The sequence below is a fragment of the Pseudomonas fluorescens group sp. PF-1 genome, assembly GCF_054481335.1.
On sequence record NZ_JBTMNG010000002.1, the window covers coordinates 392,501 to 408,889 of the forward strand.

The 16,389-nt window shown below is 58.3% G+C and carries 9 protein-coding genes and 3 rRNA genes (1 of these 12 running past the window's edge); 5 read left to right on the forward strand and 7 right to left on the reverse strand.

The features are described 5' to 3' along the window. From ACX3YD_RS16520 to rrf (ACX3YD_RS16530), 3 genes are all read left to right on the forward strand, one after another. Positions 1 to 1,656 (forward strand): 23S ribosomal RNA (locus ACX3YD_RS16520) (it extends 1,236 nt beyond the left edge of the window). 149 nt (positions 1,657 to 1,805) lie between these two features. Continuing rightward, positions 1,806 to 1,921, forward strand: a 5S ribosomal RNA gene (gene rrf / locus ACX3YD_RS16525). Between the two features lie 111 nt (positions 1,922 to 2,032). Next, positions 2,033 to 2,148: ribosomal RNA gene (rrf, locus tag ACX3YD_RS16530) — 5S ribosomal RNA — on the forward strand. A 157-nt stretch (positions 2,149 to 2,305) separates the two neighbouring features. Here rrf (ACX3YD_RS16530) and ACX3YD_RS16535 read toward each other — a convergent pair. The 5 genes from ACX3YD_RS16535 to ACX3YD_RS16555 all read right to left on the reverse strand — a co-directional run bounded on the left by ACX3YD_RS16535 (position 2,306) and on the right by ACX3YD_RS16555 (position 9,325). Next, positions 2,306 to 2,773, reverse strand: coding sequence for an SRPBCC family protein (locus tag ACX3YD_RS16535; RefSeq protein ID WP_090466039.1), 468 nt, complete (start codon positions 2,771 to 2,773; stop codon positions 2,306 to 2,308). 29 nt (positions 2,774 to 2,802) lie between these two features. Then, complete coding sequence (locus ACX3YD_RS16540; protein ID WP_458960519.1) at positions 2,803 to 6,219, reverse strand: non-ribosomal peptide synthetase; 3,417 nt, start codon at positions 6,217 to 6,219, stop codon at positions 2,803 to 2,805. Positions 6,220 to 6,231: 12 nt separating this feature from the next. Then, positions 6,232 to 7,161 (reverse strand): diiron oxygenase, encoded by a 930-nt coding sequence (locus tag ACX3YD_RS16545; protein WP_458960520.1) that lies wholly within the window; start codon positions 7,159 to 7,161, stop codon positions 6,232 to 6,234. After that, the gene (locus ACX3YD_RS16550) at positions 7,158 to 7,934 is read right to left on the reverse strand and encodes a DUF3050 domain-containing protein (protein ID WP_103406506.1); all 777 of its coding nucleotides are present in this window, start codon (positions 7,932 to 7,934) and stop codon (positions 7,158 to 7,160) included. Before ACX3YD_RS16550 ends, ACX3YD_RS16545 begins: the two co-directional genes overlap by 4 nt. Before the next feature lie 680 nt (positions 7,935 to 8,614). Then, on the reverse strand, positions 8,615 to 9,325 hold the full coding sequence (locus ACX3YD_RS16555; RefSeq protein WP_458960521.1) for a GntR family transcriptional regulator: 711 nt from the start codon (positions 9,323 to 9,325) through the stop codon (positions 8,615 to 8,617). 196 nt (positions 9,326 to 9,521) lie between these two features. Between ACX3YD_RS16555 and lapG the strand changes: the two genes are divergently transcribed. Together lapG and lapD are read left to right on the forward strand one after the other, a co-directional pair. Continuing rightward, positions 9,522 to 10,214: a cysteine protease LapG gene (lapG, locus tag ACX3YD_RS16560; RefSeq protein ID WP_103406508.1), complete on the forward strand. Its 693-nt coding sequence runs from the start codon at positions 9,522 to 9,524 to the stop codon at positions 10,212 to 10,214. A 14-nt stretch (positions 10,215 to 10,228) separates the two neighbouring features. Then, positions 10,229 to 12,175 carry a cyclic di-GMP receptor LapD gene (gene lapD, locus ACX3YD_RS16565; protein WP_458960522.1) on the forward strand — a complete coding sequence of 649 codons (1,947 nt, stop codon included), beginning with the start codon at positions 10,229 to 10,231 and terminating at the stop codon, positions 12,173 to 12,175. A 74-nt stretch (positions 12,176 to 12,249) separates the two neighbouring features. Here lapD and ACX3YD_RS16570 read toward each other — a convergent pair whose 3' ends face one another. After that, entirely contained in the window at positions 12,250 to 12,615 is a 366-nt protein-coding gene (locus ACX3YD_RS16570) for a hypothetical protein (RefSeq protein WP_047535976.1), read from the reverse strand. Between the two features lie 185 nt (positions 12,616 to 12,800). After that, complete coding sequence (gene bcsC, locus ACX3YD_RS16575; protein ID WP_458960523.1) at positions 12,801 to 16,352, reverse strand: cellulose synthase complex outer membrane protein BcsC; 3,552 nt, start codon at positions 16,350 to 16,352, stop codon at positions 12,801 to 12,803. Positions 16,353 to 16,389 lie beyond the last annotated feature (37 nt).

A 16,389-nucleotide genomic window follows, 5' to 3' on the forward strand; every position in this document is an offset into this window, starting at 1 on the left:
TGCGAATGCTGACATGAGTAACGACAATGGGTGTGAAAAACACCCACGCCGAAAGACCAAGGTTTCCTGCGCAACGTTAATCGACGCAGGGTTAGTCGGTCCCTAAGGCGAGGCTGAAAAGCGTAGTCGATGGAAAACAGGTTAATATTCCTGTACTTCTGGTTATTGCGATGGAGGGACGGAGAAGGCTAGGCCAGCTTGGCGTTGGTTGTCCAAGTTTAAGGTGGTAGGCTGGAATCTTAGGTAAATCCGGGATTCTAAGGCCGAGAGCTGATGACGAGTGTTCTTTTAGAACACGAAGTGGTTGATGCCATGCTTCCAAGAAAAGCTTCTAAGCTTCAGGTAACCAGGAACCGTACCCCAAACCGACACAGGTGGTTGGGTAGAGAATACCAAGGCGCTTGAGAGAACTCGGGTGAAGGAACTAGGCAAAATGGCACCGTAACTTCGGGAGAAGGTGCGCCGGTGAGGGTGAAGTACTTGCTACGTAAGCCCACGCCGGTCGAAGATACCAGGCCGCTGCGACTGTTTATTAAAAACACAGCACTCTGCAAACACGAAAGTGGACGTATAGGGTGTGACGCCTGCCCGGTGCCGGAAGGTTAATTGATGGGGTTAGCTAACGCGAAGCTCTTGATCGAAGCCCCGGTAAACGGCGGCCGTAACTATAACGGTCCTAAGGTAGCGAAATTCCTTGTCGGGTAAGTTCCGACCTGCACGAATGGCGTAACGATGGCGGCGCTGTCTCCACCCGAGACTCAGTGAAATTGAAATCGCTGTGAAGATGCAGTGTATCCGCGGCTAGACGGAAAGACCCCGTGAACCTTTACTATAGCTTTGCACTGGACTTTGAATTTGCTTGTGTAGGATAGGTGGGAGGCTTTGAAGCGTGGACGCCAGTTCGCGTGGAGCCATCCTTGAAATACCACCCTGGCAACTTTGAGGTTCTAACTCAGGTCCGTTATCCGGATCGAGGACAGTGTATGGTGGGTAGTTTGACTGGGGCGGTCTCCTCCTAAAGAGTAACGGAGGAGTACGAAGGTGCGCTCAGACCGGTCGGAAATCGGTCGTAGAGTATAAAGGCAAAAGCGCGCTTGACTGCGAGACAGACACGTCGAGCAGGTACGAAAGTAGGTCTTAGTGATCCGGTGGTTCTGTATGGAAGGGCCATCGCTCAACGGATAAAAGGTACTCCGGGGATAACAGGCTGATACCGCCCAAGAGTTCATATCGACGGCGGTGTTTGGCACCTCGATGTCGGCTCATCACATCCTGGGGCTGAAGCCGGTCCCAAGGGTATGGCTGTTCGCCATTTAAAGTGGTACGCGAGCTGGGTTTAGAACGTCGTGAGACAGTTCGGTCCCTATCTGCCGTGGACGTTTGAGATTTGAGAGGGGCTGCTCCTAGTACGAGAGGACCGGAGTGGACGAACCTCTGGTGTTCCGGTTGTCACGCCAGTGGCATTGCCGGGTAGCTATGTTCGGAATAGATAACCGCTGAAAGCATCTAAGCGGGAAACTAGCCTCAAGATGAGATCTCACTGGGACCTTGAGTCCCCTGAAGGGCCGTCGAAGACTACGACGTTGATAGGTTGGGTGTGTAAGCGCTGTGAGGCGTTGAGCTAACCAATACTAATTGCCCGTGAGGCTTGACCATATAACACCCAAGCAATTTGCGCTTAAGAGCCAGATTGCGGTGTGTGAAGACGCAATGAACCGAAAGTTCGCAACCACTCACAAAAGCCGCACAAACTATCGCATACCCAATTTGCTGAAGCGTCGAAAGACGGTTCGGTACCCGAATTTCTTGACGACCATAGAGCATTGGAACCACCTGATCCCATCCCGAACTCAGCAGTGAAACGATGCATCGCCGATGGTAGTGTGGGGTTTCCCCATGTGAGAGTAGGTCATCGTCAAGATTAAATTCCAAAACCCCTATCTGCGTATGCAGGTAGGGGTTTTGTCTTTAAGAGTAGAAGCATCAAGAATTCGTTGGCACGCCATTACAGGCGGACCGACACACAGAATTTCTTGACGACCATAGAGCATTGGAACCACCTGATCCCATCCCGAACTCAGCAGTGAAACGATGCATCGCCGATGGTAGTGTGGGGTTTCCCCATGTGAGAGTAGGTCATCGTCAAGATTAAATTCCGAAACCCCTATCTGCAGATGCAGGTAGGGGTTTTGTCGTTCTGGACCAGTCAAAAATCATCAGCCATAAAAAAGCCGGCCCCTGGACTCAGAGGCTGGCTTTGTAGCAGCAACCGAAGTGGTCGGCTGGCAGAGAAGCAAGCCCAGCCTTATGCAAACACCTTCAACACATTATTCATCGCATCATCGGCAAAGCCCTGAACGAAATCCTTGAACCCCGGTAGCGCATCAGCACCCCCCTGGGCGGGTTCGGCAATGATCGTCCAAGTGGCCCGCGATTGACCTGCTCCCAGTGATTCCACGTTCATGGCCGCCCACAAATTGGCCACGCCCAAGGTGTTGTAAATCGTGGTCCAAGTCATGCTCAGAGCCTGGTCGTCTCGGGAGTTGAGTTGCTCGACCACCAGGTTGCCGTCCCTGAAGAACTTCTTGCGTAGGGACGACACGCCCTCGCCGGTCATCTCGATGTGCGACAGCGCCGGGATGAATTGATCGAAGCCGGCGAAGTTGCCGACCACGGCCCAGACTTTTGCGGCATCGACCGGTACTTCCACCGAGGACACCACCTGGCAGCCTTGCGGGTTTTTGATCAGGGTGTCGGGTTGCAGAGTGCTCATGGTTTTTCTCCGTTCTTGGTTGGGGTGGATCAGATGAAATTGATTTCTTTGAGGTAGTCGCAACCGCGTCGCAGCAGCGCAGGGGACTTTTCCGGGTAACACGCGCCCATTTGCCGAACGCCAGCCTTGGCGTTGTCATGGCCGATCATGGAGATGTCGCCGATGTCTTCCTCGAAGCCATTGAGGTAGAAACCCAACACCCCGAACAACGCGTTGTCGCTGTCGACCCGACCCAGTTGTTGCTGCCAATCGGTGACACTGACCAGGGAAAATTCGCGACCCGCTTCGCGAAAGGAGGCAACGTAGGTGCCCCAATCCAGCGGTTCGGGGTTGTGCAGGTTGAACACCGGCCTTTGCGGCTGATAACGGCTGGCATGAAAGGCGATAAAACGGGCGAGAAAATCCACCGGCATCAGGTCGAAATTCAGCGCGAATGCCGGCACCTGCCCGAGCTGGATCGACCCCTTGAGCATCAGCATCAAACGGTTCTTGTGCGGCTGGCACACGCCTGTGGCGCTGTTGAAACTGATGTTTCCGGGGCGATAGAGATTGACCCATACCCCGCGCTCCCGCGCGCGCTCAAGAATCCGTTCGCCGACCCACTTGGACAGGTTGTAGCCATTCTTGATGTAGATCGGCGGGGTATGTGCCGCGGGAAGCTCAAGCACCCGACCTTCGGCGGAGATGGTGCTCGAGGCCGAAAGCGTCGAGACGAAGTTGAAGATCTTTTTGCTACGCCCTTCGCACAGTCGCAGGCACTCGAAAATTGGCTCGACGTTATCCCGCGCCAATGACTCGTAATCGAGCACGTGATTGACGTTGGCGGCGTTGTGCACCAATGCACCGAACTCTCGATCCAGCCGCTCATATACATCAGCGGCCAGCCCCAGCTGGGGACGTGTGATGTCCGCTGCGTATACCCGAACCCGACTCAGGTCCAAATGCTCCAGACGGTTTTCCCGTAGCGCATGGGCAAACCGTTCGGAAGCCGGTTGCCCATCGCTGTCGCGCACCAGGCATGCGACTTCACTGGCACCCCACGCCAGCAGCGCTTCGACAATATGGACGCCGACAAAACTGTTGGCACCGGTGACGATGACTTTATGCACATCACCCAGGCGGTTGGCGGGCAATGGCTGCACCTCCAGTTCGCGCTGGACATCGGCCATGGCTTGCGGGCTCAACACCTCTTCGCTTCCGGAGCCGCGAACCAGCGTCGCCAGCTTGGTGATGGTGGGCTGCTCGATGAAGCGGTTGATCGAAATGCTTCGACCGAACTCCTCGCGTAAACGCAGGAGCATGCGTGACAGCAGGATCGAGTGACCGCCCAGATTGAAGAAGCTTTCGTCGGTGGAAATATCGCTGCCCGGCATCTCCAACAGCTCGGCCCAGATCTGCAGCAACAGCGCTTCATCGGCATCGAGAGGCAAGCGTCGCGGGGTGCTTTCGCTGACGGTGATCGGCAGTTCCAGCAGGGCCTTGCGATCGATTTTGCCGTTGCTGGCGTACGGCATGCTCGCCATTTCGGTCCAGGCGATGGGTTGCATGTAGTCCGGCAAGTGCTGCGCCGCATGGGTCTTCAGTGCCTGGCGAGCGGCACCGATTCGATCTTCCTGAGGCTGGGCGAGGAAGGCCAGAATCCGTCGCTGGGCGTCGATGACCACCGCCACCTGCCGGTACAACTGACTGTCGCGCAGGCAGCGTTCGATTTCCTCCGGCTCGACCCGGAAGCCGCGAATTTTCACTTGATTATCACGCCGTCCGCACAGCTCGACCCCCTCAGGCGTCCACTTCGCCATGTCGCCGGTTCGGTAGGCGCGCAGGCTTTGGCCATTGGGCAGGCTCAAGGTCAGATAACGTTCGGCGGTCTGCTGTGGATTGTTCAGGTAACCCAGGCAAACACCCGGTCCGACGATGAACAACTCGCCAACGGTCTGTTCGCTGACAGGCTGCAAGTCTTCATCGAGAATCAGCACCTGGCTGTTGGCGATCGGACCGCCCAGCGACCGATTGTTATCGCCGGTCCGCAGTCGTCGCGCCGTAATCAGCACCGTGGCTTCGGTGGGGCCGTACAGGTTGTAGAGCGTGCCTTGGCGGGTCAGTTGCTGGATGACCCAGGGCTCGCAGACATCGCCGCCGGTCATCACGTGATCGAGGCCTAGCAGTTGCTCCAGCGGCAGGATGCTCAGCAAGGCCGGTGGCAAAAAGGCATGGCTCAGACGTTGATGGCGGATCAACTCAACCAATTGCAGTGTGTCGCGACGCTGGTCCTCGCTGGGCACGATCAACTCGGCACCTTGCAGCAGGGTCGGGAAAATATCGATTAACGAAGAGTCGAAACTCAGCGACGAAAACTGCAGCACCCGACTTTGCTCGGTCAACTGCACATAGTCGGCGTACCACGCCGTGAAGTGGGCGAGATTGGCCTGGCTGAGCAGCACGCCTTTGGGGTGACCCGTCGTGCCCGACGTGTAGAGCGCCATGCACGGTGCGTCGAGATCGGGGCGTTGGTGCATCAGCGGTTGATCGGGATCCGCGTCATCGACATCGATAAGGGTAATGTCCAGCCCCGGCACTTCTGATGAGAGCGGATGTTGCCCGTCATGCAGCAGCAAGACCGCGCCGGCGTTCGACAGGATGTATTGCTGACGCTGCAACGGATGGCTCGGCTCCAATGGCAGATACACAGCGCCGCAACCGAGGATCGCCAGAATTCCCGCGTACAACGCGCTGCATTTGGGCAGGCAGATACCCACCACAATGGGGCCAGGATGCCGGCCCAGCAGCGGCTGCAAACGCTGGGCGATGGCTCGGCTGTGGTTATGCAGTTGGCCGTAATCGAGTGATGTGCCGGCAATGTTCAGCGCAGGGCGATCGGCAGACTGAATCAATCGCTGCTCCAGCCGCTCGATGATTGGCGTCTGTGCCAAATGCAGCAGGCGCGGTTCATCGGTGGCATTGAGCCGATGCACAAAGGCCAGGCTCTCGAGAAACAGCAGACTTTCCACGCGCTCGAAGGGCGCCGAAGGGGTGGGACCGGCCAGCAAAAAACAGTCGGCGTCCCTGGAGAAGCGGCTGACCAGCAGGGCCGCGTGGTCCACCAGTTCCGCTACGGCGCGCAGACGCAAGGACTGGCCATTGCCCGAGGGTTCATCGGCTATCGGGACGCGGCTGACCAGCGTGCAATCGTGCAGGCACAGCAAGTCCAGCGACGGCAGCCCGGAAGCGCCCGGTAAACCGATGCCCAGTTGCAGCGTCAGTCGCGGTACATCCTTGAAGCGCTGAACCGTCAACGTGGCATCGTCGATCAACAAGTCCACGGGCTTTGGCATCAGCGCATCGCCGGCCTTTACCCGCATCAGCACATGACCGTGTTGTTCGAGTTCCAGCGCCAGGTCGGTCAGGGCCTGGCTGTGTCCAACGAGCAATATGTCGAGACGTCTCATGTTGGCTCCTCCTCAAATCAGGTAGTCGCTCAAGGCGCGTTGCACGCACGGCGAATCCAGCAGCGAACTGCTGTGGAAGAACCGCACGATGTTGGTCACCAACGGGTGATGGCGATTGATCGGGAAGGCCAGCCCCGACACTTCGCGCCTGAGGGCGTGCCGCGCCGTGTCGCTGATCTGCAAGGCGTCGATCAACCGGAAGTCGAAGGACTTCTGGATGTCGTTGGTCAGGTAGTGGCCGATGAACACCGGCAGGATCCGTGCGATGCATTGGCGGTCTTCTTCGCTCGCGGTGTGCCAGTAGATGCGCACCATCCGCGACCAGAAGCCGGAGTGCCGGCCTTCGTCCAACAAGTGATCGGCCATCAAGCCCTTGATCGACTGCTTGACCGTATCGTCCTTGGCGAAGGCCGCCACATCGCCGGTCACGGTGTTTTCGGCGATGGCCACGCAGATCAGCTCCACAGCGCCACGCAGGTGCTGCGGCGCGAGTGCCACGGCCGTCGGGATCGCGCGGCTCAGCTCGATTTCACCCGGCAGTTCGATGGGGGCAATGCCGGTCATGGCGACCGTCTGCTGCATGAAATCCATCGCCACCAGCGCGTGGTAATCCTCGTCCACGACGACGGTCATGGCGTCATAGCGGCAGGCGAACGGGAAGGCCACGTCGAAGCGATTCTTGGCGATGCTGCGGGCGGTCTTGTCGACGATCTCGGTTTCGAAAATCACCACGTCGTTGATGAATTTGTAGAGCGTCTGCACCAGGGCGAAGTCGCGCTGTTCCGGGCACTCACGCTGGAAGCTATCACTGAGCACCAGCGGTTGGCGGCTTAATGGGTAGATCAGTTTGTCGTCGTTCTCCAGCACGCGACGCGGGCGGGTGCGAATGGTCGCGCGGCTTTCCCAGGCGTCGGCGAAGGATTGGTAGTCGGCGGCGTTCATGCGTTCACCTGCGATAGGTGTTCGCTCATGCTCAGGCGCAGGCCGTCCCACAGAGCGATGCGGCTTTCCACCGCGGCGATGGCGCTGGCATACACGTCTTCCTGCCGTTGCGGATCACCATCGACCAGCCGGGCCAGGAGTTTTTCCGCGGCCGGGCCGTGGTCTTCGGAGTCGACTTCAATGTGTCGTTGGAGGTAATAGCGGAAGGTCGGCGCCTGTTCGATGCCGATGCCCCAATCGTCGAGAATGCGCTGGAACATCTGCGGAATGACGCTCTCGCGGCCATGTAGAAACGCTGCCGCCACGCTATGGCCTGGCGCATGTAGCGCGGTGTGCAGCGTATGGCGTACAAACCGAGCCGCCGCTGGATCGACGTTCACGCTTTGCAACGCCACGTCGTAACTCACGCCTTCTTGTTGCAGCGCGACGAAGTGCTCGATGGCGGAGGTGCTGGCGCCGACTTCACGCATCGCATCCAGATACAGTTCGAAATGGCTGTAGTGACCATGGACCGGGCGGTCGTCGGACTCTTCGCCCAACACGATCTCATTGATTAACCGAGCGGCCTGTGGATCTTGCGGCGGCAGCCACGGCAGTTGGATGCACGTCAATTCCTGCTGTAGACGCTTGGTCAGGGACATGAAGTCCCACACGGCAAACACATGGGTTTCCATGAAGCGTTGCAATACAGACAGCGAATGTATTTCCGAGAAAATCGGGTGTGAACCAAGCTCGGCTTTCTTCTGGTTGAGACGGTCTTTAGTTGGTTTCATGGGCGAATCTCTAAATAGTCAGATGGACTGTAGTTGTGCACTAACTGTTGATATTGTTTTTCTGTTGGCGAGGGCGTACCTCAAATGAATTGATCTGTTTAGTTGCATTTGGACCAGCGTTATATGGTGCTGCCGTCGGCGTGCATGGGCGGCGTGGAAAAAACTAGTACATAAATTAAGTGTTGGGCAAGTTATTTCGTTGGATTTTTAAAGTTAAACTTTCTCGGGTGCGAGAAGTTTCAATAAAACTTCTTATATAAGTTTTATTGGCATGTCGTTGCTCCTTCCGTCTTATATAAGTCAGAATTTAAATAAAGAGTGAATGCCTCACTCGCAGCAACTTTCTGATCTGAATGATTGAGGTGATTTGACTAAGGGAGAAGTGTCGGGGGTGACACCGACTCTTGCGCTCCCGTGGCAAGGCTCCTTCCGTAGGTTTCTGGTGCGAGGACTGCTCCGCAGTTGCGGCGCTTCACCCGTTCATCGTTCGTTGTCGACCCAAGAGTGAGCGTAATTCAAGGCAGCCGCTATCACTGAGGTGTGCGGATGGGAAAGGGAGGTAGAGGCGGGAAATTTGTAAGGGATCGTTCGCTTTCAGGTACTAAAGAAACCGTGTGCAGGTTTTGTGGCCGCTGCGCAGCCCGGCGAGAGCAAGCTCCCTCGTCACAGGCCGATCGGTTTCACCTGGAGGTTTTTATGTTCTGGGCTTCAAGGCTGCCCAGGTAGCGAGTAATGACTTCGACCCCACGATTGAGGTGGTTTTCCAGAAGCGTCACTGACCTTTCGACGTCCCGGTCTTCGGCGGCCCGCAGCAGTGCCCGGTGATCTTCCTGGGATAACTGGCCCAGGCCCATGGCTTCCAGATTGAAGCGCAGGAAACGCTCTTCTTCGTTCAACCCGTCTTCGACCAGTGTCAACAGCCGGCGATTGGAGGCCTTGCCGTAGAGCGACATATGGAACAAGCGATTGAGTCGACCGATTTCGGTGTAGTCCTTTTCCGTTTCCAACTCGTCGATGTAGCGGGAGGCCTGGGCGAGATCCTCGTCTTTGAGCAAGGGAATCGACAAGCGCAGCGCTTCGGACTCCAGCAGGATCCGCAGTGCATAGGTTTCAGCGGCGTCGCCTTGCACCAGCGGCGCAACGACCGCGCCTTTATGGGCGACCACGTTGAGCAGTGCCTGGGCTTCGAGTTGGCGCAGGGCTTCGCGAACCGGCATGCGGCTGACGCCAAACAAGTCGGCGAGGTCTTGCTGGCGCAAGGCCGTACCGCAGGGAATACGACCGTCGAGAATGGCTGAGCGCAGGGTTTGTTCTATCACTGAGCGTGCCAGATGAGCGGGAATCGGCCCGTTGACCTTGATACTGCCGAGAGGGTTGGGCTTTTGTGTCACTACTACGCACCCTGATTGATTGAAGTTTTTGGATCCAACTGACACTAGTGACTGCCGGACAGGTTGTCAAACGCCCAACATAGGGGGCTTTGTCTTAGTCTAGCGCGTGGTCGTTGATCTCAGCGTGCCATTGTTTTTTAACGGGCGAACCGACACCATCAACCGACGTTCTCCTGACTACCCTGGATGCCTTGCATTGGCGGTACGTTTCCCGATCTCCCGGATATTGCGCTGTCTGTGCGGCGCCTTGCTCCTGGCCGGCGTGCTGCTGGGCGGGGTGCATGCCGATTGGGATTTTTCCCTGATCAGCGGTCGGGCGCGGGCATTGTACGGCCCTTTGGGCGAAGGTCAGCAGCGCATTGATGATTGGCAACACTTGTTGGCCACCCAGAAGCAGGTCAGCGAGCTGGACAAGCTCAATGCGGTCAACCGCTTTTTCAACAAACAAGTGCGCTACGTCGAGGACATCGACCTGTGGCACCAGGTTGATTACTGGGAAACACCCATCGAAGCCCTGTGGAAGGGCGCCGGCGATTGCGAAGATTACGCGATTGCCAAATATTTCAGCCTGCGCCACCTCGGCGTCTCCAGTGACAAGCTGCGCATCACCTACGTAAAGGCGTTGAGCCTGAATCGTGCGCACATGGTGCTGACCTACTACTCCAGCCCGGACGCCGAGCCGCTGGTGCTCGACAGCCTGATCGACGTGATCAGGCCGGCCAGCCAACGAAAGGATTTACTGCCGGTCTACTCTTTCAATGCCGAAGGGTTGTGGTTGCCGGGTGCCAAGGGTAATCAGAAGGTTGGTGACACCAAACGTCTGTCCCGATGGCAGGATGTGCTGAAAAAAATGCAGGCCGAAGGATTCCCGGTCGAGACGACCCACTAGGAGCACGCCCACAGATGTCTTTGTTCAAACAACTGTTGATCGCTATCTGTCTGTTTCTGGTCGTCGCCTTCACCGGCAACTTCGTGGTCAGCCTGGAGAGCTCGCGCACCCAATACGTCAATCAACTGCGCTCCCACGCGCAGGACGCGGCGACGGCGCTGGCGCTGTCCCTGACGCCGAACATCGACGACCCGGCGATGACCGAGTTACTGGTCAGCTCGATCTTTGACAGCGGTTATTACGCGAGCATCCGAGTGGTCGATATATCCACCAATAAAACCCTGGTCGAACGCAGCGGCATGCCGGCCGATACCCATGTGCCGGACTGGTTCGTCAAACTCATTGGTCTGGAACCCGCTGGCGGCGATGCGATTGTCAGTCGTGGATGGGAGCAGGCCGCGCGGGTCGAGGTGGTCAGTCACCCGATGTTCGCACTGGCCAAGCTGTGGCAGAGCGCATTGGGCAGCCTGGGGTGGTTGCTGGGTTGTGGCGTGGTCAGTGCGGTATTGGGCGCGCTGTTGCTGCGTCGGCAATTGAAGCCGCTGGATTACATGGTCCAGCAGTCCCACGCCATTGCCCGTCGCGAGTTTCTCAGCCTGCCGGAATTACCGCGCACGCCGGAATTGCGTCGAGTGGTATTGGCCATGAACCAGATGGTCGAGAAGCTCAAGGCGTTGTTTCAGGAACAGGCCGAACGCAGTGAAAAACTGCGAATCGAGTCCTATCAGGACAGCCTGACCGGGCTGGCCAATCGACGTTATTTTGAGATGCAATTGAACGCACGGGTGAGCAATCCCGAACAGGCCAGCTCCGGTTATTTACTGCTGTTGCGGGTTCAGGACCTGGCGGGTTTGAACCAACGGCTGGGCGGGCAGCGCACCGATCAGTTGCTTCAAGCGGTCGGCCAGCAGTTGTCCCGCGAGTGCGCCAGATACCCGGAAACGCAAAATCTGGTCACGCGGATCCGAGGCGGCGAATTCGCCGTGCTGGCGCCAGGGCTGGTGCGCGAGGAGGCCTTGCAACTGGCGCAGCACCTCGACACCGCCCTGGCCAGCCTGCATGCGACCGGCGCCACGGACGTGGTCTCGGTGGCCGCCATCGGCCTGGCACCCTTTATTCATGGCGATACCCCGCAAGCCGTGCTCGGGCTGGCGGACCAGGCGTTGGCGCAGGCCGAGGGCCAGACTGACTCGAACTGGGTCTGCCTCGATCACAGTGCGTTGGCCGGGGGCGGTGACGACCACCATGCCTGGCATAAGATGCTGGATCAGGCGCTGAATCAGCGGCGATTCAAACTGTATTTCCAACCGGTCGTCGCCAGCCAGGACACACAGTTGGTGCTCAATTACAAAGTGCTTTCACGCTTGATCGACGATGAGGGTCAGAGCATCCCGGCGGGACGTTTCCTGCCATGGCTTGAACGGTTCGGCTGGGCTGCACGACTGGACCGGCTAATGTTGGAGCTGGTGCTTGAACAGATGGACGATCACGAACATTCACTGGCGTTGAACCTGTCATTGGCGACTCTGCAAGATCCGCAAGCGTTGAATGCGCTGTTCGAGACGCTACGTTCGCATTCCAATCTGGGGCCACGACTGACCCTGGAAATCGGCGAAGAGCAATTGCCGGAGCAAGCCGACCTCGCAGACCTGACGCGGCGTTTGCGCGAACTGGGGTTCTCGTTGAGCCTGCAACATTTCGGTGGGCGCTTCAGCATGATCGGCAACCTGGCGAGACTCGGATTGGCCTATCTGAAAATCGACGGCAGCTACATCCGCGCGATCGATCAGGAGAGCGATAAACGCCTGTTTATCGAAGCCGTTCAACGTGCCGCCCACAGTATTGATCTGCCGTTGATTGCCGAGCGTGTCGAAACCGAAGGGGAGTTGGCGGTGATTCGCGAGATGGGTGTGTATGGGGTTCAGGGGCGGTTGGTCGGAGAGCCCAAGCCTTGGGCTTAGGGCATGGGGTGTGTCGTCGTTGATGCCGCCATCGCGAGCTTGTTCGCGATGGCTTCCGTAACGTCAGCGAAGCGTCAGATAAACCCTTCCTCATCATCCTCAACCAGAAGACTCAGCCCACCCAAGGCCTCACGGGCCTGGCTGCGGTCCATGAATTTGGCCTGCGCCGGCGCTGGCAGATCGGTGACCAGGATCACGCCTTTGCTGATCAACACCTCGATCAAGTCATCGAGTACCCGGATCATTTCCAGGTCACTCTGCCTCAGTTGCTTGAGCTGTTTGATTTGCAGCAGTTGTTTGTGGCTGGTGGCCATGACTTCACTGGCGAACCAGGCCTGCAGGTCAGGGTGGTCGGCCGGAAGCGTTTCCGTGGATTCGGCGTAAGCTTCGGCTTCCACGCGCATCAGGTGGCCTTCTGCATTGCGTTGCACGTAGAACATCAATCATCCCCCCAATAGTGAACAAGCATCATGCTGTCAGCAGCATAGCCAACATCGCGCCGATGGAGGGTTCAGCGCACATCCCCGAATACTCGTGACCCCGTCACTCACGGCTCCCGGTGAGCTTAACCGTGAACACGTTCGCTTCTAGAGCCCAAGGGGGGCGGCCGTGAAACCTCCCATCATCACCGCATGTCCGCATACGGCGTTATTGGTTCGATCGGCATCGGGAGGTTGCCCTGCCATTCATCGAAGGTGTAACGCAGGTACAGCATCACCCGGCTTGGGGCGTAGCCTTCGCTGTGTTGCAAGGAGATCCCCGAGCCCAAGACCATGTGATCGGTCAGGCGGCGTTCGACCAAACCTTGCACACGGATACTCGCGCCGCTGCTGCTGCTTCCGGCCTTGGTCAGGGTCGTGTCCGGATCGATTTCCAATCCAGCGGCGGCGGCCTGGCTGAACACCTTGCCCGCCGGACCGTCCAGCGGATACAAATCGCTTCCATCGGTTTTTGAGACGGACCAGCCCACCGAACTTTCCAGCAGCGTCGACCAGTTGGCATTACGCCAGGCATAGCTGAAGGGTATGCCGATGGAGTAATACCGTTGTGGACTGTAGTAGCCGCCCTGACCCAGGGTGTACTCGCTCAAGTCTTTGTCGTAACCCCAATACATAAGGGTCAAACCCGTACGCATGCGCTCGTCGGCACGGTCGACCAGTCGGTAATAGTATCCGGTCATGGCTGAAAGCCGCTGATTGTCGACCACGTTCTTGCCGCGCAGCCAATGGCTGCCGAAACTGGCCCAAACACCATCAACACCCCCTTCATCATGGCTCAGACTCAAGGTCACACCATTGCTGGTCACGCCACCCCAGCGCGTACCGGTCACCGGATCGACGGCTCCGGCGTAGGACACCACCGAGTTGCTCATGGGCCGGCGCGAGGCAGTCAACGTCCAGCCAATGGACCTCCAGTCACTGCTGTACGCGACACCACCCAGCCAGTTGCCCACTTCGAAACCTTGCGGCGAATGGCCAAGATCGAGCGCCCATTGATCGTTTTTCCAGCCCGCAGCGAGGCTTGGCCCGCTGGTGCTTAGTGAAGTGCTGGGGCAGCCATTGGGCACCGGCGTACCCGTCGCCTTAACCTGGTACTGCACGGCGCAGGTGCCGAACTGTTCCCGGTGTAAGCCATCGGCGTCGGTGTCGAAGGCGCTGGCGTCAAGGCCCACTTGTTCGGCCTGAACGAAACCCTTGCCCTGAGCGAACGGCGAATCGATACGCAAAATGGTTATCTGCGTCGTCAGGTCGGAGATGCCCGGTGCAGTGTTGTCGGTGCGCCAAGCGTAGTCATGGTAAAGATTGACGGTCGGGTTCTGCTGTTTATAAAGCTCATCGACATCACTGCGCAGGCTTCGCGCCAGCCACTCATCGCTGTCCTTGGCGCGACTGGCCTCGGTCATGGCTATGTTGTCGCGGGGGCTGGCTTGGGCAGGTGAAATCAAACCTGCTGCTGCCATGCTGCGGGCGTAATTATCCAGTGCCTGTTGCGGCTGATCCCTGGCCATCAGACGCGCCGCATCGCGGTAGATCAGCGGATCGGTCTGTGGTGTTTTCAGCAGATTGGCGAACATCGCGGCGGCTTTGTCCTTTTCACCCACCGCGGACCAGGCGTTGGATAGACGTCGTTGCCAGGGCGCAGGTGCCGACGGCGGCACGACGATTTTTTCCAGGCCGGCACGCGCTTGTGGGATGTGCCCGGTGGCAATCTGCGTTTCGATCAAGCCCAACTGCGCTTCGTCATTTTTCGGCTGGAGCTGGAGCACTTTGCGGTAGTAACGTTCGGCTTCGGCGTAGTCTTCACGCTGTGCCGCCCAGTCGGCGAGGGTGCCAAGATCATCCACGGTCGGGTCACGCAACAACAATGCAATGGCCTGAGGCTCATGCCCGGCGTTGCGTAGCTGCTCGACTTGAGCCATCAACATCCGACGTTTGATCCGGGTTTCCAGTTCACGCATGTTATCGGTCCAGGCGGCGGCCGGGATTTGCCTGAGGGTGGCCAGCACTTCGCTGTCGCGGCTCTCGTTGGCCAGGTACAGACCGTGGGCGTAACGAGCCTCAGGATTGCGGCTTTGGAGCGCCAGTAATTCACTGAACGCTTTATCAGCCTCTCGCGGTTGCCCCATGGCAATCTCGGCGGCGGCCAGGCGATAGGTCGTCCAGGGATTGTCAGGCTCCAGCAGGCGGATTTTCTTCAGCAGGGACGCCAACTGAGCCCAGTCCGAATGCTGACTGGCGAGGTCAGCTTGCAAATTCAGCCGCTCAAGTTCAATGCTCCGACGCAGGCTGGAAAACTCACGCTGGTTGCTGGCGGGCAAGGTGTTGAGGAAGGCTTCGGCCCGCTCGTTTGACTGGCCACGATACAGTCGGACCAGGGCACGCACGACGCTGCCATTGCCCGGTTCGATCTTGCGCGCCTGTAACAGTAACGCTTCGGCCTCGATTTCATTGGACTCGGCCATAGCGACATTGGCGAGGCCGATCAATGGGTCGGCGGAATCAGCCTTGAGGCTTCGCGATTGTTGATACGCGCTACGCGCCGCCGCATAGTCCTTGCGTTGCAGGGCTTCGTCGCCTTTCTGCAGGATCATCCAGTTGCGCGTGACAGTCTGTAGATCCTGCCATTTGCTGATGTAATCGGTGTCCTGCTCCTTGCTCAGCGCCGTGGAGAACGCCTCGTGTGCCGCCGAGTATTTGCTTTGGCGCATCAACGCGATACCCAGTGCGCCATAAAGGCTTGAGTCTTGCGGATACGCCTTCAAGGCACGGCGCAACAGTCCTTCGGCTGTCGCCGCCTTGGCCGCAGCGTCTGGGGCGTTGTCTTGCTCAAGCAGGCTCTTGGCTTTGACGCCGGCCTGCCAGGCAGGATCGGCCAACAAGCCTTGTTGCAGCGCCAGTTGCTTCTTGGCGTCTTTAGCGAACGATGAGTCCGGGTAATAGTGAATGAATGCCTGCCATGCCTGCGCCGTTTGCGGGCCAACCGGCAATTTGATCAGGTAGTTGTATTCCCGTTCGGCCGCATTGGCGCTGGCCTTGGGATCAGCTGCCAATTGATGCAACACGGCCAGGGCATCGTCGTTGCGACCCTCGGCGAACAATAGCCCGACGAGCATCTGTCGTACGGCGGTATTGCCTGGGTATTCCCGGTCCAGCGCCTGCACATGACCGATCACGGCCGCACGCTCGCCGCTGATGCGGCTGCGTGCGCTCCAGTATTCAAGCGCCGATGCGAGGTCCGGCGGCTCCTTTGCGAACAGCTGCTCAAAGGCCTGGCTGGCTTCTTCGAAGCGCCCGGCAGCCGCCAATAGCCGAGCCTGCTGCAGCTGGCGCAGACCGTCCTGGCTCTGCAGTTTGATCAGTGCCTGAGCCTGGCGCAGTTGCGCGGAGTCCGGGGCCAACTGGCGCAGGCGAGTCAATCGCTGCTCGATCCAGGCGCTGTTCGGCGTTTGCGACTTGTCAGCCAACGCCTGGCGTATTTCGCCCACCAGAACCTGAAGATTGTCCGGGGCAATCAATTTCAACCGCGCCAAAGAGTCGCGAACCAAGTCTTCGCGCTGCAACGCTTCACCGATACGCATCTGTTGAAGCAGCCATTGCTGTTGCTCTTGTTGCGTAACAGGAGCCGTCGCTGCCAGCGCGGCACCGCTCAGGCAGGGCAGCAGCAGCGTGCAGCGCAAGACTAAAACCTTAAGTGCGCTGGTTTGGGGGGCTCTG